The organism is Nocardioides sp., from assembly GCF_035481145.1.
Lineage (GTDB): Bacteria > Actinomycetota > Actinomycetes > Propionibacteriales > Nocardioidaceae > Nocardioides.
Window position 1 is genome coordinate 23179 of record NZ_DATIHB010000003.1, and the last position, 23064, is coordinate 46242.

General features: G+C 66.3%; 27 protein-coding genes, 2 tRNA genes, 1 other RNA gene and 2 pseudogenes. 24 read left to right on the forward strand and 8 right to left on the reverse strand.

Annotated elements, in window-relative coordinates; translation table 11 throughout:
* Positions 1-2 precede the first annotated feature (2 nt).
* Positions 3-581: an ImmA/IrrE family metallo-endopeptidase gene (locus tag VLF38_RS00170; protein ID WP_325269273.1), complete on the reverse strand. Its 579-nt coding sequence runs from the start codon at positions 579-581 to the stop codon at positions 3-5.
* Between the two features lie 2 nt (positions 582-583).
* Positions 584-955 carry a hypothetical protein gene (locus VLF38_RS00175; RefSeq protein ID WP_325269274.1) on the reverse strand — a complete coding sequence of 124 codons (372 nt, stop codon included), beginning with the start codon at positions 953-955 and terminating at the stop codon, positions 584-586.
* A 154-nt stretch (positions 956-1109) separates the two neighbouring features.
* Between VLF38_RS00175 and VLF38_RS00180 the strand changes: the two genes are divergently transcribed.
* From VLF38_RS00180 to VLF38_RS00190, 3 genes are read left to right on the forward strand one after another with little or no spacing between them, the layout of a single operon-like run.
* Positions 1110-1370, forward strand: a complete 261-nt coding sequence (locus VLF38_RS00180; RefSeq protein ID WP_325269275.1) for a multiubiquitin domain-containing protein — start codon at positions 1110-1112, stop codon at positions 1368-1370.
* The gene (locus tag VLF38_RS00185; RefSeq protein WP_325269276.1) at positions 1345-2511 is read left to right on the forward strand and encodes a ThiF family adenylyltransferase; all 1167 of its coding nucleotides are present in this window, start codon (positions 1345-1347) and stop codon (positions 2509-2511) included. Before VLF38_RS00180 ends, VLF38_RS00185 begins: the two co-directional genes overlap by 26 nt.
* Positions 2508-2906 (forward strand): DUF6527 family protein, encoded by a 399-nt coding sequence (locus VLF38_RS00190; RefSeq protein ID WP_325269277.1) that lies wholly within the window; start codon positions 2508-2510, stop codon positions 2904-2906. Before VLF38_RS00185 ends, VLF38_RS00190 begins: the two co-directional genes overlap by 4 nt.
* 11 nt (positions 2907-2917) lie before the next feature.
* Here VLF38_RS00190 and VLF38_RS00195 read toward each other — a convergent pair whose 3' ends face one another.
* Positions 2918-3235 (reverse strand): hypothetical protein, encoded by a 318-nt coding sequence (locus tag VLF38_RS00195; protein ID WP_325269278.1) that lies wholly within the window; start codon positions 3233-3235, stop codon positions 2918-2920.
* 221 nt (positions 3236-3456) lie between these two features.
* Here VLF38_RS00195 and VLF38_RS00200 point away from each other — a divergent pair, with 221 nt between their 5' ends.
* Together VLF38_RS00200 and VLF38_RS00205 are read left to right on the forward strand one after the other, a co-directional pair.
* The gene (locus VLF38_RS00200) at positions 3457-3735 is read left to right on the forward strand and encodes a hypothetical protein (RefSeq protein WP_325269279.1); all 279 of its coding nucleotides are present in this window, start codon (positions 3457-3459) and stop codon (positions 3733-3735) included.
* Positions 3736-3916: 181 nt separating this feature from the next.
* Positions 3917-4741: a hypothetical protein gene (locus tag VLF38_RS00205; protein ID WP_325269280.1), complete on the forward strand. Its 825-nt coding sequence runs from the start codon at positions 3917-3919 to the stop codon at positions 4739-4741.
* A 64-nt stretch (positions 4742-4805) separates the two neighbouring features.
* Here the strand turns inward: VLF38_RS00205 and VLF38_RS00210 are convergent, their stop codons facing one another.
* Both VLF38_RS00210 and VLF38_RS00215 read right to left on the reverse strand, forming a co-directional pair.
* Entirely contained in the window at positions 4806-5096 is a 291-nt protein-coding gene (locus VLF38_RS00210) for a hypothetical protein (protein ID WP_325269281.1), read from the reverse strand.
* 168 nt (positions 5097-5264) lie between these two features.
* Positions 5265-6044 carry a hypothetical protein gene (locus tag VLF38_RS00215; RefSeq protein WP_325269282.1) on the reverse strand — a complete coding sequence of 260 codons (780 nt, stop codon included), beginning with the start codon at positions 6042-6044 and terminating at the stop codon, positions 5265-5267.
* 169 nt (positions 6045-6213) lie between these two features.
* Between VLF38_RS00215 and VLF38_RS00220 the strand changes: the two genes are divergently transcribed.
* From VLF38_RS00220 to VLF38_RS17335, 15 genes and pseudogenes are all read left to right on the forward strand, one after another.
* A complete protein-coding gene (locus VLF38_RS00220; RefSeq protein WP_325269283.1) occupies positions 6214-7026 on the forward strand; it encodes a hypothetical protein in 813 nt (270 codons plus the stop codon).
* Positions 7027-7130: 104 nt separating this feature from the next.
* Positions 7131-8222 (forward strand): hypothetical protein, encoded by a 1092-nt coding sequence (locus VLF38_RS00225; protein WP_325269284.1) that lies wholly within the window; start codon positions 7131-7133, stop codon positions 8220-8222.
* 21 nt (positions 8223-8243) lie between these two features.
* Complete coding sequence (locus tag VLF38_RS00230; RefSeq protein WP_325269285.1) at positions 8244-8372, forward strand: hypothetical protein; 129 nt, start codon at positions 8244-8246, stop codon at positions 8370-8372.
* 115 nt (positions 8373-8487) lie between these two features.
* Positions 8488-9021, forward strand: a complete 534-nt coding sequence (locus VLF38_RS00235) for a hypothetical protein (RefSeq protein WP_325269286.1) — start codon at positions 8488-8490, stop codon at positions 9019-9021.
* Positions 9018-9212: a hypothetical protein gene (locus VLF38_RS00240; protein WP_325269287.1), complete on the forward strand. Its 195-nt coding sequence runs from the start codon at positions 9018-9020 to the stop codon at positions 9210-9212. Before VLF38_RS00235 ends, VLF38_RS00240 begins: the two co-directional genes overlap by 4 nt.
* Positions 9213-9369: 157 nt before the next feature.
* On the forward strand, positions 9370-9636 hold the full coding sequence (locus tag VLF38_RS00245; RefSeq protein WP_325269288.1) for a hypothetical protein: 267 nt from the start codon (positions 9370-9372) through the stop codon (positions 9634-9636).
* Positions 9629-11740: a type IV secretory system conjugative DNA transfer family protein gene (locus tag VLF38_RS00250; protein ID WP_325269289.1), complete on the forward strand. Its 2112-nt coding sequence runs from the start codon at positions 9629-9631 to the stop codon at positions 11738-11740. Before VLF38_RS00245 ends, VLF38_RS00250 begins: the two co-directional genes overlap by 8 nt.
* Complete coding sequence (locus VLF38_RS00255) at positions 11737-12708, forward strand: replication-relaxation family protein (protein ID WP_325269290.1); 972 nt, start codon at positions 11737-11739, stop codon at positions 12706-12708. Before VLF38_RS00250 ends, VLF38_RS00255 begins: the two co-directional genes overlap by 4 nt.
* Positions 12705-13112, forward strand: a complete 408-nt coding sequence (locus tag VLF38_RS00260; protein ID WP_325269291.1) for a hypothetical protein — start codon at positions 12705-12707, stop codon at positions 13110-13112. Before VLF38_RS00255 ends, VLF38_RS00260 begins: the two co-directional genes overlap by 4 nt.
* Entirely contained in the window at positions 13109-14140 is a 1032-nt protein-coding gene (locus VLF38_RS00265) for a site-specific DNA-methyltransferase (RefSeq protein WP_325269292.1), read from the forward strand. Before VLF38_RS00260 ends, VLF38_RS00265 begins: the two co-directional genes overlap by 4 nt.
* Positions 14137-14877 (forward strand): antirestriction protein ArdA, encoded by a 741-nt coding sequence (locus VLF38_RS00270; RefSeq protein ID WP_325269293.1) that lies wholly within the window; start codon positions 14137-14139, stop codon positions 14875-14877. The genes VLF38_RS00265 and VLF38_RS00270 overlap by 4 nt, the downstream gene beginning before the upstream one ends.
* Positions 14878-15015: 138 nt before the next feature.
* On the forward strand, positions 15016-15300 hold the full coding sequence (locus VLF38_RS00275; RefSeq protein ID WP_325269294.1) for a hypothetical protein: 285 nt from the start codon (positions 15016-15018) through the stop codon (positions 15298-15300).
* Between the two features lie 197 nt (positions 15301-15497).
* Positions 15498-15905, forward strand: coding sequence for a helix-turn-helix domain-containing protein (locus VLF38_RS00280; protein WP_325269295.1), 408 nt, complete (start codon positions 15498-15500; stop codon positions 15903-15905).
* 23 nt (positions 15906-15928) lie between these two features.
* The gene (locus tag VLF38_RS00285; protein ID WP_325269296.1) at positions 15929-16171 is read left to right on the forward strand and encodes a helix-turn-helix domain-containing protein; all 243 of its coding nucleotides are present in this window, start codon (positions 15929-15931) and stop codon (positions 16169-16171) included.
* Positions 16172-16344: 173 nt separating this feature from the next.
* Positions 16345-17157 (forward strand): annotated as a pseudogene (locus VLF38_RS17335) (tyrosine-type recombinase/integrase); the annotation flags it as partial.
* 188 nt (positions 17158-17345) lie between these two features.
* Here VLF38_RS17335 and VLF38_RS00295 read toward each other — a convergent pair.
* A tRNA-OTHER gene (locus tag VLF38_RS00295) sits at positions 17346-17429 on the reverse strand.
* A gap of 229 nt (positions 17430-17658) precedes the next feature.
* Between VLF38_RS00295 and VLF38_RS17340 the strand changes: the two are divergent.
* A pseudogene (locus tag VLF38_RS17340) lies at positions 17659-18447 on the forward strand (recombinase family protein); the annotation flags it as partial.
* Positions 18448-18900: 453 nt separating this feature from the next.
* Here the strand turns inward: VLF38_RS17340 and VLF38_RS00305 are convergent.
* Together VLF38_RS00305 and VLF38_RS00310 are read right to left on the reverse strand one after the other, a co-directional pair.
* The gene (locus tag VLF38_RS00305; RefSeq protein WP_325269299.1) at positions 18901-19218 is read right to left on the reverse strand and encodes a hypothetical protein; all 318 of its coding nucleotides are present in this window, start codon (positions 19216-19218) and stop codon (positions 18901-18903) included.
* 118 nt (positions 19219-19336) lie between these two features.
* Positions 19337-19424 (reverse strand) — tRNA-Ser (locus tag VLF38_RS00310).
* A gap of 96 nt (positions 19425-19520) precedes the next feature.
* Between VLF38_RS00310 and ffs the strand changes: the two genes are divergently transcribed.
* From ffs to VLF38_RS00325, 3 genes are all read left to right on the forward strand, one after another.
* Positions 19521-19611, forward strand: an RNA gene (gene ffs, locus VLF38_RS00315) — signal recognition particle sRNA small type.
* Between the two features lie 45 nt (positions 19612-19656).
* Positions 19657-20646, forward strand: coding sequence for a hypothetical protein (locus VLF38_RS00320; protein WP_325269300.1), 990 nt, complete (start codon positions 19657-19659; stop codon positions 20644-20646).
* 99 nt (positions 20647-20745) lie between these two features.
* Positions 20746-23055: a DNA polymerase III subunit gamma and tau gene (locus VLF38_RS00325; RefSeq protein WP_325269301.1), complete on the forward strand. Its 2310-nt coding sequence runs from the start codon at positions 20746-20748 to the stop codon at positions 23053-23055.
* Positions 23056-23064: the final 9 nt, after the last annotated feature.

A 23064-nucleotide genomic window follows, 5' to 3' on the forward strand; every position in this document is an offset into this window, starting at 1 on the left:
GGTTACGAGCCGGACGCGCGCCGGTAGTTCGCCGCGCGCTGGGCAATGATTCGCGCCCCCGTGGCGTTCATACGCCAACGTGCGAGCTCGATGGAAACACCGAAGCGAAGTGCAACCTCGTCGTCGGTTGCCTTCTGGCGGGCGAGCCTCTTGGCAGCATCGGACGGGACCAGCAGTTCTCCGGAGATTTCGGCTGCCTCGTCTTCCTGGAGCTTGTCCGCGGTTCGGCAGCCGCGCTCGTTGACCAGGCTGGTCCCGAATTGGTGCTCCGCCACAAGGTGCGCCAGCTCGTGGCCCATGGTGGAGCGTCGTCGGGCTAGCGGGTGTGCGTCGTTTTCGACGATCACGGCACCGCTGCGGTGAGGAAGCAATGCGCCCGAGAAGACCTCCGGGCGCACCGCATGAAAGTGATCGCGGATCGCGTGATCCAAGGCCAGGTCACCAAGCGCGACGACCCGAATGCCATAAAGTTCGGCCAGATCCCACGGGTTGAGCGCCTGCATGGGATCGAGGCCAAGCTCAGCGCGCACCTCAACAGCGAGCCGCTTGCAGGCAGCCTTGTTGATGCGCGTGGCCTTCACGTTCAGTCCTCTCGGCTCGCATGCATGTGCTTGACGGTCGCTCGAATGACCTCTTCAAGGTAGGCGACGTCCTTGTCGTTGAGGTCTTGGCGCGCCCGGAGCAGCGGAGCGAGCTGGGTGACTAGGTCTGGCTCGGACTGACTCTCGGTTGGACTGTCCGCGTCGATCATGAAGGTCTCGGCGGGCATCTTGAGCCAGCGCACCAGAGTGGCGAAGCCGTCGGCGTCTGGACGTTGCTCGTTGCCGAGGCGCGACAGGAGGGATGGGCTCGTGCCGATCTCCTTGGCCAGCTGACGCCAGGACCATGCGCGGGCAGTGCGTTCAGCATCGAGGGCCGCGTAGAGCCCCGCGGTGTCGATCTTGGTCTTTGCCATGGAGTCCTCTCGCTCGGAAGTGTCGGTGGCCCCTGACAGTGTTGCACCATCGACGCACTGCTTGTAAGTCGACGCGCAGTGTCCTACACTCAAAACAGTGTTTCAGATCCGACGCACTACGAACCGGAAGCCCCGGGAGATTGGAGGAACAGGCATGACTGCCATCGATGCAGCAGCCACCGAGACGAAGGTCGTCACGATCATCGTCAACACCAGGGAGGTCCAGTGGACCGGCTCGAAGATCACCTACGAGCAAGTTGTCGAACTCGCCTTCCCCGGGCAGCCGTACGACCCGGCAGGAACGCTCGTCGAGTACAGCCGCGGGCACGGGCCGGACCACGCCCTTCGTCCGGGCAAGGACATTCAGGTCAAGGACGGAATGGTCTTCGATGTCGAGCCTGCCAACCGCTCCTGACGAGCAGATCGCCCAGCTCGTCGCCGATGGCTACGACATGGTGCTCGAAAGTGGGCACCTTGTCGTACGCCGGCTGCCCTACGTCGGACCCTCCGGCCTCCGCAGGGACGGCCGCCTGGTCCTTCCCGTGACGATGACTGGTGGAGTGGTCGCCGATGCGAGTGGCGATCACCGAATCTGGTTCGCTGGCGAGGAGCCCCGTGACGAGCGCGGTCAGAATCTCGGCACTGCCGGGCAGAACCATGGCTTCGCGAATGGCGAAGTCGCCGACTACATGTTGTCGTTCAAGCCCCCCAGTGGCGCCTACGCCTGCCTCCGCGACAAGATCCAGAAGTACGCACAGATCTTGCTCGGCGCCGCCCGAGAGCTCGATAACACGGTCGCCGATACACCTGGCGGATCGTGGCAGGTCGTCCCCGACAACCTCCCGCTCGCCTACGCGGACACCAACACGACTCGCGCTGGACTGGGGAAGTACAGCAACCTGTTCAGGGGCCACACGATCGCCATCGTCGGCGTCGGCGGCACCGGCAGTTACATCCTCGATCAGGTCGCCAAGACGTGGGTCGACCGCATCGTCCTCATCGACGGCGACCGGTTCGAGAATCACAACGCGTTCCGTGCTCCTGGCGCAGCGGCACGCGACGTGGTCCAGGCCAAGCCATACAAGGCCGAGTACTTCGCGCGGGAGTACTCGCGGATGCACACCGGCATCACCGCACACCCAGTCGCCCTCACGTCCGATAACCTGCCCCTCCTCGAGGGATCCACCTTCGTCTTCCTTGCCGCCGCCGATGCAGCGGCGCGGCCGGAGATCATGCAATGGCTCCGCGATCGGGGCGTACCGTTCATCGATGTTGGCATGAGCTTTCGAGAGGGCGAGGGCGGCCTGACAGGCATGGCCCAGGTCACGGCCTACCTGCCCGGGCACGACGTGTCGTTGCCGCCTGCGTCTGCGCTCCCGCCGGGCGAGGACGACTACAGCAGCAACATCCAGGTCGCGGAGTTGAACGCACTCAACGCTATGCATGCCGTCATCGAGTGGAAGCGGTACCTCGGCTTCTACGCGACGCATACCGCCGCGACCCAGACTGTCTACAAGCTGTTCCTCAACGAACTGCGCAACGGAGATGTCGAATGACCCGAATCGACCACTACGGCGCGGAGTTCGTCAGTTCGTTCCCGACGCCAATGGAGCCGGGGGTCCTGTACGTCTCGACCGCTTACTCGACCGCCGGACACATCTGCCCATGTGGGTGCGGCCGCGAGGTTGTCACAAAGCTGTCGCCGGCGCGCTACCGAGTCATCTTCGACGGCGAGGTGTCGCTGAAGCCGTCGGTCGCGGCCACTGGACTGCCGTGCAACTCTCACTACTTCATCACGCGTGGTGAAGTCGATTGGCATGACAAGCTTGATGGCGCTCGGGCCGCGCGGGCTCAGGCCGCTGATCGTCGGGCTGTCGAAGACCATCGGGCTCAAGTTCCGCAGCCCGGGGTGAGCTGGTGGAAGCGCCTCTGGCGCCGCGGGCAGGGCTAACGAAAGCCGCGCTACAGCCGATCGATCCAGGTGTCCCCGTCGCGCTGATCCCAAGCAGAGCCGCTGGGCGACTTTGGCGCAGGCGCCTGGCCAAGGCGAGAAAGGACAGCAAGGGCCTCGTGGTGGGATAGGGCGCGCAAGGACTCCACTTGACGTTCTGCAGCCGTCTCGATGGCCTGCTGACGCTCGGTCATCGAGATGAGGCCTCGTGCGTCCAGGGCCTTTCTGAGGAGGTCGATCTGCCAGTCGGAGATCGGCGTCGGCTCCGACGGCGCCTCCGTGGGCGCCTCGGGTTCGTCGTCGCCGAACAAGGACAGATCGTCAGACACGGCGCCATCTTACGAAGCTGCCGTCCCTTAATCTTCGGCGCCATGGGCTGATGAGCCGGGCCCTTACCTGGGAAGTTCCAGGGGGCGCGGATACCTGACCGTAGGATTCGTCACGTGATCGATTGAGGCCGCTGCCGAAGCCCAGTGGCTGCTGGGGTGCTACGACTACGAGCGCGAAGCGGAGCGCAACTATGCACTTCACGAGATCCGTCACTGGGACCATGCGACCGCAGGGCTACCCGTCGGCGTCTATCGGCACGATCCACGGCACGGCGGCGCTAAGCCAGCGCACGAACTCATTCACCCTGACCGCGCTTGTCCTCGAGCTTTCTACCGGGTCCATGCGATTCCGTTCGGCCATGTCGCGACGTCGCAGATCTCGTCGAACGGGTGAAAACGGGAGCGGCATGGCGCTGGTCGGCCTGATTCTCGGCTATCTGGCGCTGGCCGTGTGGATTGCGATCGGTGTCGTTGTCGTCATTGCGGTCAACAGCCTATGAGTGGCGATGCACGTCCATACTTTGGCGCGTGAGCTTGTTCCGTCGATCGCGTAAGCCTCAGCCAGGTGCTGAGCCCTCAGAGCCATTAGAAGACGCACGGCCGGGCCCGGCTCGGCTCTACAGCGACTACATCGACTCCCGGCCAAGTCGCACCCGGCCGATCGACAGCGCTGAGCGCGCAATGAGCAGGGCGCTGTACAGGGACCCGTTGACCGAGCCGGTCCGCCACAAGTTGGTGATCCTCATCGAGCAGTGCCAACCGATGGTGCCTATCCCTGGATCCCGGTTCAACGCGCCTGCTCAGGAAATGGCGAACATCGCTATCGAGCGGATGGTCGCCGTCCGAGGCGACCTATCCCTCCGCTCGCACAGGCCGCATCCGCAGATTCTTCCGCGTCCATTCGAAGACCTGACTAGGTACGTCATCGAGGGCGACTGCCCGCTCGCGTTGGACGCCGTTGGCGCGTGGGCAGATGCCTACGCCCGGCTCCCTGGGCTCTCGTGGCTCCGTGAGGAAGAGCGACGGTTCCTGTCCGGCGTCGACGAGATCCTTGCCGGCACCATCTTCGCCGTTCGAGGTCGAGAGGTGATCCTGCGCGAGGACCTCGGCGCGTCGGTCTTGATCGATAGACCGCTTGCAGCACTTATCACGGGCGATCCTGCGCTCAGAGGAGTCGACGACAAGCTGCGCGAGGCGCTAACCGAGTTGGACGCTGGCAAGGCGGCAGACGCCGTCACGGATGCGGGAACCGCCCTCCAGATGCTGCTTGAGCACCTCGGATACACCGGCGGCCAACTTGGAGATCAGCTGAAAGCCGCGCGCAAGGCCGGCTGGCTCACTGGCACCGACACGCCGCTGGCAGACGCTGTCGACAGCCTTGGACGGTGGATCGCATCAATCCGAAACCAACACGGGGACGCTCATCATGGCTCCGCCCCTGACCGCCGGGATGCCGAACTGGCCGTTCGTGTCGTTGGGTTGCTCGTACTTCGCTTCGCGGAATGAAGAAGGCCCCGAACCGCAGAGATATCTGCGGCTCGGGGCCGTGTTGTGGCGATACGAGGATGAGCTAGCAGGAAATCGCCTGCAGCCACGCCTTCTCGATCTCGTCCTCATGCTGCAGCACCTGCCGAATCAGGAAGGCTGTCAACGCGGGCCGAGAGTCCTGGCCGTGCCGGTCGGCCTCGCGCGCGAGCTTGAGGATGATGCCGAGCAGAAGGCATGTCCCCTGCATGACGTCGTCCCAGTAGTCGCGCGGATGACCGGCGTTCTCCGGGATCTCGAGAACCGTAGAGATCAGATTCCAGACCTTGGCTGCGTTTTCGTTTTCACCGCTAGGTGTCGCGCTGTTCGCGTTCATGGCTCCTCCTTGATTGATTGCGATAGAGCGCTCCAACCGCGAGGCGAACTCGTAGCGGGAGCGCTCCATCCCAAATGGAGGAATGCTGATATTTATATCACAATTCGATCAATTGTACAACAGTGCAGGCACTAATGCCGCGTTAGCGGAGACGGCTAGGACCCGCTTTCAAATTCTTTGAATCGTGATGCTGATCCGATTTCCCTGCGTAAGCACAGTAGTGGAGCAGGCGAAAGACGGATCTGACTTGACCAGCATGTGCGGGTTGGTCGATCCGAGCCAGACGATCTCGACGGTCGCAGACTCCTTGAGGGTTCCCGCCAACTCCCATGCGGTCCAGGTCGCTTTGCGTGCAGCTTCGCTCTCTCCGGCGATAGGGCCGGGATTGTCGGTGTTTCCGAGGAGCCTGTGGGTCGGCAGGTCGGCACTTCGGGCGCTGACCAACAACGACGCTTCGCTGCTGGGATAGATCTGGACGAACCGGACCGCGAGGTCGTCGCCGTCGGCGAGAAGAAGAACGTTCAGTTGACCAGCGGTGCGATCAAACCGGCGGGGAATCAACAGCTCCGCGACCTGAGCGGCAGCACGGACTGCCGCACGGCGAGCGGTTGAGGCATCGTCGCGCCCGATCAGTTCGGCATAAGTCGTAAACCGATGCAGCACGTCGCCCTCGGAAATCGAGGGATGGACTCCGAGGGCAGCTGCGAGCGCCCCGGCGTCGCGCTGGGTAAGCCGCGCGCGGAGCAGGTGTTCCACTGCGCGGAGCGCTTCATGTCCATCCCCGCCTGCCAACGACTGCGTCAGGGTCGGCGCCGCTTGGGCGATCGCATCTGGCGTCAGTGGGACATGGCGCCACAGGTCGCGCAGTTCGAACTCGAGTACGCCTCGAAGCTTCTCGCGCTCGGCCGCCTCCTCGGCGTCCAGCTCGGCCCAGGTCTTCTCCTCCACGAGTCAGAAGTTTGCACGTTCCTGCCATGCGCGATCTACGCACGCGAATGAGAGTTGTTGCGCCGCCTCGTAGAAGCGGCCGGGCGGTCCGCCTGCGCCAACAGTCGGCCCCCCCTCATCACCTTGGGGTCCAACTCATCCCGCGAAGAACACGCAAAGGAGTCCGTCAGTGACTACATCGAAGGCTAGTCGCGTCCTGCGGCAGGCCACCTCCGCGACCTCGGCACTGCTGCTCGCAGCCCTGCTCGCCGCCTGCAGCCTCGCGCCCTCGACAGGCCCGCTGGCGTGGGGCACTGCCTGGCAGAAGACCTGCCCGACCGGCACACTCGCCACCTACGTCACCTACGACATCAGTGCGTCGTCCTCGCCGCAGCCGTTCGGTGGCGGGCAAGACCAGTACGCCGTGCTGGAGGATGCGGTCGCTCGGACCGCTGTGTGTGGCGGGCACTTGCTCGTCACCGGGTTCGCGGGCAGCAGCGCCAATCCGTACCTGTTCTGGGACGGAGACCTGTCACTGCCCGGGGCTACGGATAACGCCCGCTACCGGCGGCTGCCCGACCTAATCAAGCAGATCGACCACGAGGTGGCGAACAACTACAACGCCACCCTGAACCGTGGGCCCTTCCCAGGCACCGACGTGATCGGGCAGCTGCGATTGGCAGCCGAATACGCCGAGCAGGTCGGTCCCGACGCCAGCCTCTGGACGATCGTGGTCACCGACGGACTGCAGACCGTCTCCACCCAGAAGTGGGTCATCAGCAACGCTGAGGACGCCCGCGCCTTTGCCGACAGCGTCAGCGTCCCGAAGCTGTCTGGCGAGTTGCTCTTCACTGGCCTTGGCGACCGGATCGACGGCGAGCAGGTCAGCACCGTCACGGTCGAGAACCTGAAGTCGATCTACGCGCGTGTGTGCGAGCGTACGAGCGCCTCTGCCTGCCAGGCCGTCACCGACTACACCAGCCCCGTCGGGAGCGGGTCGTGAAGCCGGGAGGCCTGCGTGCGGGCTTGGCGCGCATCTTTGGACGGAACCGTCGCCAGGACCGCCCAGGGCGTCGTCCACGCGAGTTGGGGCGTCACGCCGAGACCTTGGTCATCCCCGACGTCGAGGGGCGTTCTGGGGCGATCCTGCGACCCGGGGGGATCACCTACGACGTCGGCGAGGAGTTCGAGGCCTACGCGACCGAACTTGCTCGGAACGAGGACGCAGCAGGCGTCGCTGCCAGCCGACGAGCGACCGTGGCCGCAGCCGGCATGGGTGCGCAAGCTGACGACGCCCGGCGCCTGACGACCATGCACGTCTCCGAGGTCGAGCGCGCGGTTGCGGCGTACTCCGCGGCGCACGACGACCTGGGGTCGTTCGTCCGGCGTCGCCCGAAGGACAACCGACGCTACTCGGTGACGCGCTGGGTGCTACTCGGTGCAGACACCGGAGCAGTGCTCGGCGCACTCATCTATGTCGGCGAGGTGCCGCTGCTTGCGCTCGGCACGGCCCTCGCGGTCGGACTCAGCGGCGTCACTGCAGGGATGGTCGGCGGTGACGTTCGGGAGCTGAAGCTGGCTCGGGAACGCCGCGCGCTCGTCGAATCCGACCAGATCGACTCTGCGATCGTCCGCCGCTATCCGCGTCTGTTCGGCCCGGCCGCCCCGGACAAGGACACCTATGGGCTGGCGATCAAGGGGGCGCTGGTGGTCGTGCTGTTCGTCGGTCTGGGCATCTTCGGCATCCGTGCCGCACTCGAAGGGCTGCTCGGCGTCGCCTTCTTCGGCTTCGCTATGGCGGTCGCGCTCGCGAGCTTTATCTCGTCATGGGCACATGCCGATGACGTTGCTGACGTCCTCGAAGTGCTCGAAGCCCGGATGAGCATGGCGCTCGCCCGGCAGCGCGCTCTTGCTGGCGCACCTCAGCCCTCAGCACAGGATGCCCACGCCGCTGAGGCAGCCTCGATCCAGTCCGAGCACCAGATCCGCGGCGAGGCCAAGGCCGCTGGCGTTCGAGCGCTCAAGCATGAGGTCTACCGGCGCCATCCGCAGATCTTTGGTCACGGCATGGCGGAGTTCCGTTCGGCCCGGCTCGTGCCAGTGGATCTGGCCGACCTCGAGGAGGTCGAGCGATCTGGCGGCGCAGCCGCGACCGGTATCCGCAACGCCTTCCAGTCCAACGGCCACCCGCCGTTCTGATCCCGAGAGGAGGTGATCTCCATGCTCAAGGCCCTCAGTGGCATCGCGAAGCCGATGCCGTTCTGCCGCCTGTGCGTCCGCTACATGACGCCGCAGGAGGCGAAGAAGCACTCCGAGCACGCCAAGGCCATCAAGTGGCCGAAGAAGTAGCCCCCGAAGCGCCGGGTGGGCCTGGACGGGAACGCTGCAACGCCCCGTCCAGGCCACTCGGCCAAGGCAACACCCGAACCACCTCACGCCAATGAGTCAGTAAGGACGAAGTGCAATGACCACTACCTACCGTACGGCCCGAGGCCCGCAGGGCGCTCGGATCAATCTCGCTCGGTTCGTGCATGCGCAAGCAGCACAGATCACCGAGGAGGAGGACTTCGGCTTCGTCGGAGTCGCTGACGCGCCCTCGACATACCAGCAGCTTCGCGGAGCGTTCCAGCGCTCCAAGGAGACCGGCGAGCCGCTGCCCGTGTCCAACCTGTTCTGCGACAACACGATCTACCCCGAGGCGCGCGACAACCTCGCCTTCCGCTTCTGGCACGACGTCTCGCACTGCCGCCTCGGGCTCAGCTTCAGTCTCGAAGACGAGTGGGAGCTGACGCTGTGGCACCTCGACCGACTCGCGGAATCCGGGCTCGGGCCGCAGACCCGTGAGTACGAGTTGCTGCGGCTCGACCTGCTTGGGCAGGTGATCCTGCTGGGCATCGCCGGACGGTTCCCCTTCGACCAGGGCGCCTTCACCCGCACCTGCGTCGAGCTCGGCCTCGACGCAGGGATCCTGCACGAGCTGCGGCGGATTGCGTCATGAGTAACGAGCCCGAGCGCACCGGCAACGTCGTCAAGGATTTCTGTGTCGGCCTGTTGGTTGCCGCCATGGCGCTGTGGGGGGCCATCGAGATCGTCAAGGCGATCTGGGTGCCGCTGTGCATCGTTGTCGCCCTGGCAGGTATCGGCGCCCTGGTGTGGTGGCGCATTTCCGCCAGATTTAGGGGCTGGTGATATCCGATGAACGCTATACCTGCCGTTGTTGTGGAATTCACAAACATCGTTGACTTTCTCGACAAAAGGTTCATAGTCGAGCGCACCCCTCGCCATTTCCATTTCGAAATGCAGAACGAGCGCGGCTAATCACGAGTGACGGAAAGGAGGTAGCCCCATGTCCAACGCAAGTAACAACGATCCACAGATCGCCAAGAACGCGCCCTACCGCAGCAGCCGGAGGGCTGTGCAACAAGGCCGCGCCCGAACGAACCGACCGCGTCGGCGGATCGTCGTTCACTCGGAACTGCGCGAGCAGCCCGACGTCCGCAAGATCGCCCGAGCCATCATCAGCATGGCGATGGCCGAAGCGGAGCGCGAAGCCGCGGCACAGGCCGAGTCGGCGCCAGAGCGCACCCAGAATCAGGAGTCGACCGATGCCTGATCGCGGACCCTTCATCTGGCGACAACTCCACCCGCCGACGCCGATGCCGGTCGATGTTGCCCGCGCCACCGTCGCAGCACTGGCTGCCATGTCCGGCCATCCCCGCATCGTCCTCGAAGCCCGTGGACGAGGCGGCCTGGTCACCTGGCACCTCGGCGCTGAAGCCGGTGTGGCCCGTCGAGCGGTCGCCGTGGTGAGTAGTCACCTCGCAGGGCTACGCACCTCGGACAGCAAGGCACCCGCCAAGGCCAGCGCCGCTGGTGCCGTTCGGTTGGCGGGGCATCGCGCGGTTCAGCTGTCGGTTGGCTCGACAGACGAAGCCGCTCGGGGCGTGCTGGGTGCGCTGGCTGCGGCCCGCAAGGACGAACTCGTTCGGTTGCAGATCATCCTCGGACCGCGCCACCGACCTCGCGAGCTTCGCGACGTTCCGGCTGAACACCGGGCCAAGGTGAAGGCCAAGTACAGCGAGCACCGTTTCTCGTGTGAGGTGCGTATCGGCGCCAAAGCCGAGGACACCAAGCGAGCCGCCAACCTGATGCAAGGCGTCGCCGCCAGCATCCGCGTTCTCGAGGCGCCCGGGTTGGCGCTCCGCCTCAAGAAGTCATCGCTCTCAGCACTCGACGACGTTCGCGATCCGTTCCTGTGGCCGCTCGAACTCAACGTGTCCGAGCTGACCGCGCTGCTGGGCTGGCCGCTGGGGCCGACGGACGCCGTCCTGCCTGGAGTTCCGTCGCCGCATCCACGGCTCTTGCCGGTGGCATCCGGTGTCGCGAAGTCGGGCCGGGTTATCGGGTACGCCGCGGTCGACGAGGAACGCCCGGTGGCGCTCAGCGTGGACGACTCCCTGCGGCACCTGCACATCCTCGGCCCCAACGGCGTCGGCAAGTCGGTCCTCATGGCGAACCTGGCGCTGCAGGACATCACGTCCGGACGGGCCACCTGCGTCATCGACGCCAAGGGCGACACCATCACCGATCTGCTAGCCCGAATCCCGGCCGACAGACACCAGGACGTCGTCGTGCTTGACCCGACCGACCCCTCACCGATCGGGATCGACGTCTTCCGCGGCGACCCCGAACGCTCGGCCGATGTCATCTACCGGGTGTTCAAGGACCTCTACGGTGGCGAGCTTGGGCCACGGTCGAGTGATCTCCTGCACGCCGGGCTGGTCACGCTTGCACGAGCTGGTGGATGCAGCCTCTCGATGCTTCCGATGCTGCTCTCCAACGCCAGTTTCCGCCGTCAGATCACCGGACGCGTCGCACCGAAGGATCCGCTTGGCCTCGGTGCCTTCTGGGGCTGGTTCGAGTCGATTTCCGACGCCGAACGCATGACCGTTGTCGCACCGCTACGGAACAAGCTCGATCCCGTCCTGACGCTGCGACCTGGTCTGCGTGCCATGTTCGGCCAGACGAGCCCTCGGTTCGCGCTCTCCGACGTGTTCAAGCCCGGAGATGGTCGTCGCCCGATCCTGCTCGTCAGTCTGGCCAGCGCGTCGCTCGGTCCTGAGGGCAGCCGGCTGCTCGGTTCGATCCTGCTGGCGCTGCTGTGGGAGGGAGCCAAGGAGCGCGCCGTCGTCCCGCAGGACCAGCGGCACCCGGTCGCGATCCACGTCGATGAGATGCAGGAAGTGGTGCGCCTCGGCGACCTGGGCACCGCTCTCGCCATGGCTCGCGGGTACGGCGTCAGCTTCACCCTCAGCCACCAGTCACTGACGCAGCTGAACGCCGCCATGACCGACGCCGTCATGGCCAACGCCCGCAACCGGATCTGCTTCCAACTGAGCCCCAAGGACGCCAAAGCCATCGCAGCCACGACGAACGGCGCCCTGACGATGCAGGACTTCATGGAGCTTCCGGCTTTCAGCTGCTACGCGTCGCTGCTGTCGAGGAGCGACCGGATGCCGTGGTGCTCGATCCGCACCAGCCCGCTCGCATCGGCCCTGCAGGCTCCGTCGTCGCTCATCGCCACTTCACGGGACCGCTACGGACGACCCATCGCGGACGTCGAGGCCGAGCTGCTGGAAGTCGGTGGCTTCGGCCCGACCAAGGAGGACGAGGCCTTCGGCCGCAGCCGGCGGCCGAACGGCGGAGGTGCTTCATGAGTGCCGATCGTCGCCACCACGACAGCTACACCCCGGGTACAGGGCTACCGCTCGGTGTACCGACCGGCTCGGACTCCGAGACGGCGTACTCGCAGGTCAGCGGCGAGTTCAGTCAATCTAGGGAGCCGAATACTTCGGCCGCTCCGCTTGCCGAAGTTCCCTCGGAATCGACCTCGGTACGCATCGGTCATCGGATGCTCGAATCCCTCGACCGATCGCTGTCCGACCGTGACCGGGACGTCCTTCGACTGGTGGCAGAGCATCGCTTCCTGACAACCCATCAGGTGCAGGCCTTCCGCTTCCAGACCCACAACAGCGAAGCATCTGGTGCTCGCGTCGCCCGCCGGGTGCTCGCCCGACTGCAGCGTGACGGAATGCTCGAACCACTCGGCCGACCAGTCGGCGGCTTCCGCGGCGGCAGCGCCGCCACCATCTGGCGCCTGACCTCGGCGGGTAGCCGGCTCGTCTACGGCGACGACAAGCGTCGTCGACCCGGCAGACCGACCGAACGGTTTCTCAAGCACAGCCTGGCCATCGCGGACGTCCACGTCCTGCTCAACCAACACAAGCGCATCGAGACCATCGAGGACATCGCCGTGCAGGTCGAACCGGCCTCATGGCGCACCTACCAAGGCCCGGCCGGCGAGCGCCGCTGGCTGCAGCCCGACCTGTACGCCGAGATCATGACGACCGACTTCCTCGACCGACATTTCATCGAGGTCGACCTCGGGACCGAGTCGCTGCCGACACTCATCAAGAAGTGCCAGCAGTACGAGGATTACCGGCGATCCGGGGTCGAACAAGCTCGGAGCGGCAGCTTCCCGCTGGTCGTCTGGCTGTTCGTCGATCACCGACGAGCCCAGAAGCTCGAAGCCGCAGTACGGCGCAGCAGCAAGCTCACGGACGCGATGTACCGGTACGCCATTCCGGACACGTTGACGGAGGTGCTGGCGGGAGGTGCCGCATGACCCGCCGCGAACGAAACCAGCCGAGCTGGGACCGGGTCGGCGACTACGAACTCGACTACACGGGGGTTGTCCCGCAACCGGGCTTGCTCGCGCTGACGATCCGCCAGGCGCTCGCCGAAAGCGAACACAACCCGATCCCGAACTGGGGCGCACGCGCCATCGCCCGCCACCTCGCCAACCTGCAGGGGCACAGGCAGCCGACCGCGCTCCATCACTTCGCGGTGATGGGTGAAGGTCGCATCGGTGACCTCATGGATGAGCTATCCGAACTGGTCATGGCGGAGGACGGAGACGGCAACGTCCGCTTCCTCGCAGATGGTCTGGCCGACTTCATTCACCAAGAGCTGCACCGACGCGGTCTGTGTCATGACGAAGACAGCCCTGAGGAAGGCGGTCAGTCATGAGTCGCCGAGAAGCGGTGCCCCGCGGACGCGTCCTGAACGGGAACGCCTTCGCTCGACTGAAGGAGCTCCCGGACGACTCGATCGACAGCATCGTCACCAGCCCGCCCTACTTCAGGCTACGCAACTATGGCCATGACGACCAACTCGGTCTGGAGGGTCACGTCGACCAGTGGGTCGACGAGCTCCGCGGTCTACTGCACGAAGCCGCCAGGGTGCTCGTGCCAACCGGCACCGTCTTCCTCAACCTCGGCGACAGCTACAGCACGCACGCCCGGGAAGGCGCAGAACGCAAGAGCCTCCTGCTCGGACCGGAGCGGCTCGCGCTGCTCCTCATCGAGGACGGCTGGATCATCCGCAACAAGGTGATCTGGGCGAAGACGAACACGATTCCGACCAGCGTGCGCGACCGACTCGCGACCAAACACGAAGTCATCTACGTGCTCGCCCGGCAGCCGAAGTACTACTTCGACCTCGACAGCCTCCGTGAGCCCCACGCCAGCAGGCCGCCGAAGCCCCGTCAGGACAAGCGCGGGCCGGGACGCCCGGACTGGCTAGGCCCCAATAGCGACGGTGACGGCGGGCTCGCTGCCCTTCACGCCGCAGGCCTGTCCGGACACCCGCTCGGTAAGAACCCGGGCGACGTCTGGTCGTTGGCGGTCAGCAGCTACCGGGGCGCACACTTCGCGACGTTTCCCGTGACGATCGCCGAACGTATGGTGTTGGCCGGAACTCCAGAGGCCCGGTGCACCAACTGCCGAACGGCCTACGAGCGACCGGTGCGCCGACTCGGCGCGATCGCAACCCGTCTAGCGCTGCAGGCCATGTGCGAGTGCGACGCAGGTAGCGAGCCCGGACTCGTCCTCGATCCATTCATGGGCTCCGGAACGACGGCTATCGCGGCCGAGGGGCTCGGCCGCGACTGGCTGGGCATCGAGCTCAACCCGGAGTTCGTCGCGCTGGCCCACGGACGCATCCGAGTCGAGCGCGACAAGCGCGATCAAGCAACTAGCCGAAAGGAGGTGGCATGAGTGAGAAGCAACCACAACCAGAACAACCTGAACGACCAGATGAGTCGCAGCACGACATCGAGGAGATCGTCGAACTCGTCAACAGCAATCCGTGGAACCAGGACCCCGGTCCATGGGCTGCAGACGAGGAAGCCGGCGACATCTACAGCATCGAGATCAGAGACGACGGACAGATCGAGAGCGCTGAGCGGCTCCGACATCCACGTCCGATGGTCTGGATCGCCTGCCTCGCGGCGTACAACGACGGCAACCTTCACGGCGAGTGGGTCGACGCTGCGGTTGAGGACGACGTACTACACGCCGCCGCGCAGCGCGTCTTGGCATCCTCGCCCGTCCGCGGCGCCGAGGAGCACGCCATCTTCGACACCGACGAGTTTGGCGCCTTCCGAGTCGGCGAATACGAGCGGCTGGAGACGGTCGCACGAGTGGCGCGCGGCATCAAGGAGCACGGGCACGCCTTCGGGGTATGGGCGCAACTCCACGACGCCGATCCCGACATACTGGATGGCTTCGAGGACGCGTTCCTTGGCGAATACGAGTCCCCTGAAGCATGGGCGCGCGAGGTCCTCGACGACCTCAACCTGGACGGATTCCTCCGGCTCGGCGCCATCCCAGAGTCCATCCGGCCCTACCTCCACGTCGACTACGAGGGCTGGGCCCGCGACGCCGAACTCAGTGGCGACGTCAACATCGAGCCAACACCAGAAGGACGGATCTTCGTCTTCTCCACCCGGTAGTACCCATGGCCCTCGTCGGGGGCCTGCGACCAAGAGCGTGATGGCACCGTCATCGCTGGTCGCACCACCCCGAGGAAGTGGCTGAACGGCTCGCACGAGTTGTTTGGAGGAACCCCCTCAGGAAGGAGGAGGAAGGTCATGAAGACCCTCGCCATCCGGTTGGAAGACGAGCAGCACGCCCGCCTGGGCATGCTCTCGAAGCTCGCTGGCACCAGCGTGACGGACACGATCCGTACCGCGATCGAGCAGCACCTCGAGGTCCTGGCGGCCGATCCAACGATCACCGCCAAGGCCCAGGAACTGACCGAAGCCATCGAGAAGGAAGCCGAAGCGCAGCGCCAGGCACTGGCGTCGCTTCTCGGCTCCACCGCGAAGGAAGCCCCGAAGACCACGACCCGTGGCACTCGGAGCACGAAGGGGTGAGATCTCACCTCCCCGGTGGGGACCGGCCCGAGCACACCGTGCTCGCCGGTCCCCACCAACTCAAACATCAAGACTGCAAGACGAATGTAGAAATCAACAGATAAGGCTGGCCTATTCTGATGTGGAATTCACAATCTCCATTCCCATTTCGATTCCCATTCAATACAATTGAATGTTGATAAATGAGGAATAGGAATATGACAGCAGATGGCAATACCAAGACAGAAACGGTCGCTGAGACCCTTGGTGACGTGCTCAGGAACGCTCGACACGAGGCCGGGTACACCATCAAGGGGCTGGCGCAGATGAGCGGCGTGCCTGGGAGCCAGATCGCGAAGCTGGAGCACGACGAAGTGCAGAAGCCGAACGTAGGCCACCTGGCAACACTCGCAGGGCCGCTGAATCTGAACATCTACACGCTCTACAAGGCGGCGGGCTACCGCACGCCCGATTCGATCTCCGGGCTGGCGCCGGAACTCGAGGAGGCGCTGAGCCGGATGCCGAGGGACCTGCTCGCGAAGGTCGAGCGCTACATCGAAGAGCTCGTGCCGACGCCTGTCGCGCCCGCACCGGCGCCGCAGCCTGACGAGTTCAACGACATCTGACGAACGAAGGGAGGTACAAGGACATGAACGACGAAATCAACGAACAAGACCGCAGTGACGAGATCGCCAGGCGGCTCGGACTCGCAGCAGTGCAACTGTGCACTGTCGAGGAGACATGCAAGTTGCTCCGCGTGAGCCGCTGGCAGGTCAACGACCTCATCAATCGGCGCGAGCTCAGCAGCGTGAAGATCGGCCGGCGACGCCTCGTGCCTCTTGCTGACCTCCGCGCGTTCCTCGATCGGAACCTGATCGGAGCTGTGTCATGAGTCGCCAGGGGAACGGCGACGGGTCGGTCTACCAGCGCAAGGACGGCCTCTGGATAGGCGCCGCATATGTCACGACGACTGCGGGCACTCGCAAGCGCATCTATGTCTCGGGGAAGGCTCGCGCAGATGTCCGCTCGCGACTCAACGAGCGCGTTCGCGCCGAAGCCCGCGGCATGCTGAGCCCGGCTCGACACTGGACGTTTGGCGAGTACCTGGACTACTACATGGAGACGGTCGCGAGCACGAAAGTTCGGCGCACCACGTTCGTTCGGTACCAGTACATCGCCAACAAGTACCTGCGCCCTGCCCTTGCCTCCGCTGACTTGCAGCGCATGACCGTCGCACGGGTACAGAGCATGATGAACGGGCATCTTGAGGCGGGAGCCTCGGCGCGGACTCTGCACCACGCGCGTGCCGTCCTCCGGGCTGTGCTGTCGCAGGCCGAACGTGAAGAACAGGTAGCTCGCAATGTGGCGAAGCTCGTGCAACTCCCAACCTACGAGCGTCAGTTAATCGAGCCGTGGGAGCCCGACGAGGTCATTCGGTTCCTGGATACAGCGCGCCGCCATCCTTGGTACGGCGCATTTCTGCTGCTCCTTGCCTACGGCATGCGTCGGGGGGAGGTGCTCGGGCTCACGTGGGAGCACGTCCATCTGGAAAGGGGCATCCTCCAGGTCGCCGCGCAGCTGCAGCGCATCGATTCGCATCTCCAGCTCACGCCAGTAAAGACCGCTGCTGGAAACCGTTCGCTTCCCGTCATCGGGGAGTTGCACTCGGTCCTGACGCATGCCGCCAAAGAGCAGGGCGGCAGACCGTCTGGGTTCGTCTTCACAAGCAACCGTGGGACGCCGATCGATCCGAAGAACTTTGTGCGGGCGTTTCACCAGATCCGCGAGGAGGCGGGCCTGCGGCGGATCACGGTGCATCACACGCGTCATACCGCAGCGACTGCGCTGAAGAACCTGGGCGTGCCTGCGAGGGACGCACAGATGATCCTCGGACACGCCGACATCACGACCACCCAGCAGATCTACCAGCACAGCGACCTCGCGGCGAAGCGCGAGGCGCTTGACCGAGTTGCACGCTCGCTGAAGCAGGTGCGCGTTGCTGAAGTAGCTGCTGAAGTAGCCCCGTCTTCCGAAGGTCAAGGCGCGAAACTTCCCGCTCTGACCTCTGGTACACCCGAGAGGATTCGAACCTCTGACACCTGGTTCCGAAGCTTCGTTCAAGCCTCAGGGGTCGACACCTTGACCCCTGTTGTGCGGCACCTGCAAACACGCTCGCGCGCGCTGATTCTTGGCCGCGTTGCTGCACTAACTGCTGCACCAGCCGCCCGTACTCATCGGGCGTTTGAGCAACCACTGGACGATCGTGAGCTGCTCCGTCACCTAGATCGTGCCCTGAGTTCGGAACGCATCCGAGGACTGTCCTTCCCCTACTCGCTACTCCCACGAGCCTGACAGATCAGCACGAAGGAAGTGATCACCATGTACGACACGTCGCAGCGATGCGTGCTGTACCTCCGCGTCTCCAGCAAGTCGCAAGTCGACACCGACTTCGACCCGGAGGGCCTGTCGATCCCCGCTCAGCGTGCAATCTGCCAGCGCAAGGCAGAGTCGCTCGGGCTGACCATCGTGGATGAGTACGTCGAGCCCGGACGCAGCGCGACGACCGTCCAGAACCGCCCGGAGTACCAAGCCATGATGCAGCGCATCAGCGGCAAGCGGGACGTCGACTACGTGATGGTCTACCAACTCAGCCGGCTCAACCGGAACCGCATCGACGACGCGCTCGTCATGCTCCAGATGGACGCCGCTGGAGTGCAGCTGATCTCCGCCACGGAGAACATCGACGACTCGCCAGCCGGTCAGATGACCCGGGGCATCCTCGCTGCGATCAACCAGTACCGCTCGGCATCCGAAGGCGAGGACATCGCCCGGAAGCTCGCGCACAAGGCCAAGCTCGGCGGCACCATCGGACGGGCGCCGCTTGGCTACCTCAACGTCAAGGAAGACGTGGACGGACGCCTCGTCAGCTCAGTCGCGGTCGATCAGACGCGCGCGCACCACATCCGAACCGGCTTCGAGTTGTACGCGACCGGCAACTACTCGCTTGAGCGACTGGCCCGCGAGATGAACGACCGCGGCCTGACCGTCCGTGCGACCCGGCGCCACCCTGGGGCCAACCAGGTCTCCGTCAGTAAGTGGCACTCGATGCTCGCCGACCCGTATTACGTGGGGCTTGTGCGCTACAAGGGCGAACTGTTCCCGGGCCGCCACGAGGCGATCATCACCGCCGAACAGTTCGCGCTCGTTCAGCAGATCCTTGCGGAGCGGTCCGCCCCGACTCGGCGCGACCGTACCCACTTCCACTACCTCAAGAAGCAGCTCTACTGCTTCCGCTGCGAGCAGGCTGGGCAGCGAAGCAAGCTCGTCTACACGAGGGCGGCGGGTAACGGCGGCGAGTACGAGTACTTCGTCTGCATCAACAAGAAGAAGGGGCTGTGCGACCTGCCGCACCTGCCCACCGAGCTCGTCGAAGACCACGTCGTCGAGCACTACGCGGCCGTCGAGCTGCCGAGCGACTTCGCCGAACTCGTGACCGCGAACATGCATGAAGCACTTGCTGATGAGCAAGCCAGCCTTCGTGAACTCCATGCATCGCTCACCAAGCGGCTGGCCGACATCGACAAGCGCGAGGAGCGCCTCATCGACCTCGCCGAGGCGGGACTACCGCAGGACAAGATCCGAGAGCGCGTCAACGCACTGCGAGAGGAGCGGCTCCGACTCGAGGCCGATCACGCCCACAGCGGAGCGGCGCTCGCGACGGGTGCCGACGTTCTGACGGAGTGCCTTGGGCTGCTCGCTGACGTACGGACGCTCTACCGGAACGCCAACGACGAAGCACGAGGTGCGCTCAACGATGCGATCTTCGCCCGGATCCTCATCGGCGAGGACGGAGTCCACGGCGCCGACGTGCGAGAGCCGTTCCTGGAGGTCCTGGAGGCCGCCCAGACGTTCCAAAACCGGGCGGTCGTGCCGGTGCACACCGGGCGCGTGCGGGACGCCCAGAACGCGCCCAAACGGCGCGGAACGTCGGTTCGGTTGTGTGGGCTCATCCCAACCGTGGGGGTCAAGGACCCTCACGGTTGGAATAAGCACCTCATGGCGGATCTGGGGGGATTCGAACCCCCGAGGGCGTTAACCCAACACGGATTCCAGCCGTGCGCCATAGGCCACTAGGCGACAGATCCGTAGAGGAGGTTACCGGTCCGCGCGACCGGCGAGAAATCGCCCCGGGCAGCCCCCGCCATTTGGGCCGGTCGGCGGAGCCCCCTAGACTTCGGGGCAACCCCCCATGCGGCGGCATCTCGCTGAACTCCCCCAGGGCCGGAAGGCAGCAAGGGCAGGTGAGCTCTGTCGGGTGCATGGGGGGCCTTTGCATTTCCGCGTACGCCGCTGGGTCGCTGTCCTTACGCTGGCGCGGTGACCTCTCGGGCCGTTCCCGCCGCGCTGCTGACCCTCGTCGCCCTCCTGGGCGCCTGCGGGGGACAGGCGCCTGCCGCAGAGCCGGCGGAGGCACGCTCGAGGGTGCCGGGCACGCAGGCCTCGCCGGGGGCCAGCGCACCGGCCGGCTCCCGGCCTGCGGTGCCCCTCGAGCCCGGGATCGAGATCCCGGAGGGCCTCGACGAGGCGATCGCGAAGGCCAACGCGACGGCCCGCTCGGCCCTTCCCGACGGGCCGGACCGGCGGGTGCTGGGTGCTGATGCCAGCTGGCCACAGTGCCCGAGGGGCATGGGCATCGCGCAGAAGCGGTCCAAGGGTGCGCCGATGCCGACGGACGCAGCCGAGTTCGTCGTGCTCGGCCTCACCAACGGACCGAGCTTCACGCCCAACCCGTGTCTGGCCGACCAGGTCGCGTGGGTCCGTTCCCGCGGCCTGCTGATCTCGGCGTACGCGGTGGTGTCGTGGCCCTCTGCCGCGACGCTCGTGCGGGTGAGGGACGACGGTCCGTACGACGGCACGACCCGCCTCGGCGCCCTCCGCAACGCCGGGTACGCCGCGGCGGCGTACTCGCTGAAGACGATGCGGACCGCGGGGCTCGACGCTCCCGGCGTCTGGATCGACGTGGAGCCGGTCCCGGACTTCGACTGGAGCAGCAACACCGCCGAGAACGCCGCCGTGGTGGAGGGGACTGCGCGCGGCTACCGCGACGCAGGACTGCGGATCGGCTACTACTCGGTGCCGTCGCTGTGGAAGAGGGTCGTCGGCGACCTGCGCACCGGCGGAGCGGCCGAGTGGCGCGCGGCCGGCGAGACGTCGATGGCGACCGCGTTGGGGCGCTGCGGGTCCGACTGGTCCTTCGGGGGTGGCCCGGCGGTGCTCGCCCAGTGGGTCGAGGACGACCGCGACCGCAACGTGACGTGCCCGGGCCACGGCGGACGGCTGGGTCGCTGGTTCACCCGCCTCTCCTGAGAGCTGCCTTCGGCGAGCCGGGCGTCGTCGCCGGCGAGGCGACCGTCAGCTGGTGGCCGGCGATGGTGCCTGTCGGTGCGGCCAACTAGGGTTCACGACGTGGAAGCACCCCTCGCCCTGTACCGGCGCTATCGGCCGGAGACGTTCGCCGAGGTGATCGGCCAGGACCACGTCACCGAGCCGCTGCGTGCTGCCCTCGCCAACAACCGCGTCAACCACGCCTACCTCTTCTCCGGCCCGCGCGGGTGTGGCAAGACCACCTCGGCGCGCATCCTCGCGCGCGCTCTCAACTGTGAGAAGGCGCCGATCGCCGACCCGTGCGGGGAGTGCGACTCGTGCCGCGACCTGGCCCGCGGTGGCCCCGGGTCGATCGACGTCATCGAGATCGACGCCGCGTCCCACGGTGGTGTCGACGACGCCCGCGACCTGCGCGAGAAGGCGTTCTTCGCGCCGGTGCGGAGCCGCTACAAGATCTACATCATCGACGAGGCCCACATGGTCACGACGCAGGGCTTCAACGCCCTGCTCAAGCTCGTCGAGGAGCCGCCGCCGCACCTCCGCTTCGTCTTCGCGACCACCGAGCCGGAGAAGGTCCTGCCGACCATCCGCTCGCGCACGCACCACTACCCGTTCCGGCTGATCCCGCCGCGCCTCCTGACGTCGTACCTCGGTCAGCTCTGCGACGCCGAGGGTGTCGCGATCGAGCAGGCCGCGCTGCCGCTGGTCGTCCGCGCCGGTGGCGGGTCGGCCCGCGACACGCTCTCCGTGCTCGACCAGCTGCTCGGCGGCGCCGGCGCAGACGGCGTCACCTACGACCTCGCTGCAGGCCTGCTCGGCTACACGCCCGACTCGCTGCTCGACGAGGTGGTCGACGCCTTCGCGGCCCGTGACGGTGCCGGCGTCTTCGGCGTCGTCGACAAGGTCATCGAGACCGGTCAGGACCCGCGCCGTTTCACCGAGGACCTGCTCCGACGCCTGCGCGACCTGGTCATCGTCGCGGCTGTCCCCGACGCTCCGTCGACCGGGCTCCTCGACGTCGCCGAGGACGCCGGCGAGCGGCTCGTCGCCCAGGCCCAGCGCTTCGGGGCGATCGAGCTCTCGCGCGCCGCCGACCTCGTCGCCAAGGGGCTGACCGAGATGCGTGGTGCCACGGCGCCGCGCCTGCTCCTCGAGCTGATCTGTGCCCGGGTGCTCCTGCCCGGTGCCGACGACACGTCCGACGGGGTGCTCGCGCGCCTCGACCGCCTCGAGCGGCGGATGACCATCAGCGGTGCTGCCCCGGCCTCTGCGCCCGCGGCTGCCGTGGGTGGTGGGGCGCCGGCTGGCACCTCGCCTGCCGTTGCCGAGCCGGCCCCGGGCGCCACGCGTGCCGCGGTTGCCGAAGCCGGTGCCGCCGTCGCCCAGCGCGGCGTCGCCACGGCACAGTCGGGTCTCGCTGCGGCCCGTGCGGCTGCGCGGCAGGTCGCCTCCTCCGTCCCCGGGGCACCGCGTCAGCCGGGGCCAGATGAGGGGACCGCCGCCGCTCCCGCCGTGGCTTACGAAACATCAAGTAAGGCACCGGGTGCTCCGGCCTCCGGTTCTGCGCCGAGCGCCGATCCGGCGACCCACGGCTGGAACGCCGTCCGTCCGGGATCGGGTGGCGCTGCGTCTGGCTCAATCTCAGTTGAGCCGACTCCGGCGGCTCCGGCGGCCCCGGCTGGCAGCGCAGCCCCGGCAGCGCCGGCAGCCCCGTCCGCACCGGCGGCGTCTGCGACCCCCGCTCAGCCTGCCCCGCAGTCCGCAGCCCCGCAGGGCAGCGGTAGCCGCTTCGGCCTTCCCGACGTCCGCGGCCTGTGGCCGACGATGATCAACGAGATCAAGGGCATGCGCCGCCTGACCTGGATGCTGCTCACCAACAACGCGCAGGTGGTCGGTGTCGATGACACGACGCTGACGCTCGGCTTCGACAGCGCCGGTGCGCGCGACAGCTTCACCCGTGGCGATCACGCCGACCTGGTCAGCAAGGCCGGCGTCAAGGTCGTCGGCCACGCCTGGCGGGTCGAGGCGATCGTGGCCCAGGGCGGCCCGACAGCGCCCGTGAGTGCCGCCCCTGTGGCCGCCGTTCCCGAGCCCCCGGTCGACGACGAGCCGGACGATCCGTCCGCCGAGGACCGTCGGGCGCTCTCGGCCGAGCAGGCGGCCGGCTCGGTCGCGGCCGGCGACCGGCCGACCAGCAACCCCGCGCGTGAGGCCCTGCGCCAGGCGTCCAGCGACCCGGGTGGGCAGGCGCAGCGCCCCGACCCCTACGCAGCCGACGCCGAGGCCCACCGTGACGACCCCGACGTCGAGTCGGCAGGCCTCGACCCCGCCGAGCTGCTGCAGCGCGAGCTCGGCGCCACCATCATCGACGAGATCCGCCACGACGGCTGAGCGATCACA

What these genes read in the sequence shown, in the direction of transcription:
- VLF38_RS00185 (WP_325269276.1), top strand. Translation starts at nt 1,345, where the DNA reads ATGTCGAGCCTGCCAACCGCTCCTGACGAGCAGATCGCCCAGCTCGTC.
- VLF38_RS00210 (WP_325269281.1), bottom strand. Translation starts at nt 5,096, where the DNA reads ATGAACGCGAACAGCGCGACACCTAGCGGTGAAAACGAAAACGCAGCC.
- VLF38_RS00260 (WP_325269291.1), top strand. Translation starts at nt 12,705, where the DNA reads ATGACCCGCCGCGAACGAAACCAGCCGAGCTGGGACCGGGTCGGCGAC.
- VLF38_RS00270 (WP_325269293.1), top strand. Translation starts at nt 14,137, where the DNA reads ATGAGTGAGAAGCAACCACAACCAGAACAACCTGAACGACCAGATGAG.
- VLF38_RS00240 (WP_325269287.1), top strand. Translation starts at nt 9,018, where the DNA reads ATGAGTAACGAGCCCGAGCGCACCGGCAACGTCGTCAAGGATTTCTGT.
- VLF38_RS00190 (WP_325269277.1), top strand. Translation starts at nt 2,508, where the DNA reads ATGACCCGAATCGACCACTACGGCGCGGAGTTCGTCAGTTCGTTCCCG.
- VLF38_RS00235 (WP_325269286.1), top strand. Translation starts at nt 8,488, where the DNA reads ATGACCACTACCTACCGTACGGCCCGAGGCCCGCAGGGCGCTCGGATC.
- VLF38_RS00205 (WP_325269280.1), top strand. Translation starts at nt 3,917, where the DNA reads ATGAGCAGGGCGCTGTACAGGGACCCGTTGACCGAGCCGGTCCGCCAC.
- VLF38_RS00180 (WP_325269275.1), top strand. Translation starts at nt 1,110, where the DNA reads ATGACTGCCATCGATGCAGCAGCCACCGAGACGAAGGTCGTCACGATC.
- VLF38_RS00275 (WP_325269294.1), top strand. Translation starts at nt 15,016, where the DNA reads ATGAAGACCCTCGCCATCCGGTTGGAAGACGAGCAGCACGCCCGCCTG.
- VLF38_RS00245 (WP_325269288.1), top strand. Translation starts at nt 9,370, where the DNA reads ATGTCCAACGCAAGTAACAACGATCCACAGATCGCCAAGAACGCGCCC.
- VLF38_RS00265 (WP_325269292.1), top strand. Translation starts at nt 13,109, where the DNA reads ATGAGTCGCCGAGAAGCGGTGCCCCGCGGACGCGTCCTGAACGGGAAC.
- VLF38_RS00200 (WP_325269279.1), top strand. Translation starts at nt 3,457, where the DNA reads ATGCGACCGCAGGGCTACCCGTCGGCGTCTATCGGCACGATCCACGGC.
- VLF38_RS00230 (WP_325269285.1), top strand. Translation starts at nt 8,244, where the DNA reads ATGCTCAAGGCCCTCAGTGGCATCGCGAAGCCGATGCCGTTCTGCCGC.
- VLF38_RS00250 (WP_325269289.1), top strand. Translation starts at nt 9,629, where the DNA reads ATGCCTGATCGCGGACCCTTCATCTGGCGACAACTCCACCCGCCGACG.
- VLF38_RS00175 (WP_325269274.1), bottom strand. Translation starts at nt 955, where the DNA reads ATGGCAAAGACCAAGATCGACACCGCGGGGCTCTACGCGGCCCTCGAT.
- VLF38_RS00255 (WP_325269290.1), top strand. Translation starts at nt 11,737, where the DNA reads ATGAGTGCCGATCGTCGCCACCACGACAGCTACACCCCGGGTACAGGG.
- VLF38_RS00280 (WP_325269295.1), top strand. Translation starts at nt 15,498, where the DNA reads ATGACAGCAGATGGCAATACCAAGACAGAAACGGTCGCTGAGACCCTT.
- VLF38_RS00285 (WP_325269296.1), top strand. Translation starts at nt 15,929, where the DNA reads ATGAACGACGAAATCAACGAACAAGACCGCAGTGACGAGATCGCCAGG.